1 protein-coding gene is annotated in these 526 nt (G+C 30.8%); it reads left to right on the top strand.

Annotated features, from left to right (window positions below; genetic code table 11):
- Positions 1 to 58: 58 nt before the first annotated feature.
- Positions 59 to 526 (top strand): hypothetical protein (locus U5B17_RS09675; RefSeq protein ID WP_430805143.1); only part of this gene is annotated, 468 nt, incomplete at its 3' end.

The following is a 526-nucleotide window of genomic DNA, read 5'->3' as shown; positions in this document are numbered from 1 at the left end:
ACACTGGACTGATGATTACGGTGTAGCAAGAGAGAAAAAGAACAAGGGGAATTAAAAAATGAAAAATACTCTATTTATATTTTTCATCACACTATTTTTTAGTGGTTGTGTGGGTAAATATGGATGCAATAAAGATTTCTTTAGCGATAGAATCAGTGTACGCGGGTATACAAATATCATAGAAGAGTGGTATATCGATAAAAATAATCCAAACAGTAGGATTTTACGCGGAAGAACGGCTGATTATGGTGCTAGTGTGGAAAAGAAAAAACATAATTACATTATAAAGTATTTTTCAGGAAATTGTCAGCCAATATCTAAAAATGATTTATTTAAAATTTACACTATTGGTAGTGTAGATAGATGCTGGGAAGCAAGGGAGCTTAGTGAAAAGCTAGGTAGATATGTAAGTAAGGATGAGTATTTGCAATCAATTAATTACGAAAAAAAATATCTATATACAAAAGATGAGGCTGCTAACTATAAAGTATATAAAGAAATTACAGCAAAAGTATTTGCTATCAAG

It is taken from the genome of Campylobacter australis (assembly GCF_050586305.1).
Classification (GTDB): Bacteria; Campylobacterota; Campylobacteria; order Campylobacterales; family Campylobacteraceae; genus Campylobacter_A.
This window is presented reverse-complemented; position numbering and strand designations above follow the sequence as displayed.